The 203-nt window shown below is 53.2% G+C and carries 1 protein-coding gene; it reads left to right on the top strand.

Annotated features, from left to right (window positions below; all coding sequences use genetic code 11):
* On the top strand, window positions 1-203 hold a 203-nt coding region (locus AB4405_RS24095), incomplete at both ends, for a hypothetical protein (protein WP_372063089.1).

The following is a 203-nucleotide window of genomic DNA, read 5'->3' as shown; positions in this document are numbered from 1 at the left end:
CGTGACGTACCGGAAGGCTCTGACGTCGATGGCACCGTGGCGTCTTACGCCTTAGCGACCGATGTACCAGATGGCAAAGGGTCATTGAGCTTCAACAATGGCACCTATACCTTTGATCCAGGTGAGGACTTCCAAGGCCTGACAGATGGTCAGAAGGAAGACGTGACCTTCACCTACGTTGCGATTGATAACGAAGGTTTGGC

The sequence above is a fragment of the Vibrio sp. 10N.261.51.F12 genome (assembly GCF_041471725.1).
Taxonomy (GTDB): domain Bacteria; phylum Pseudomonadota; class Gammaproteobacteria; order Enterobacterales; family Vibrionaceae; genus Vibrio.
Note: the sequence above shows the minus strand (reverse complement) of the source record. Positions and strands in the feature narration are given on the sequence as shown.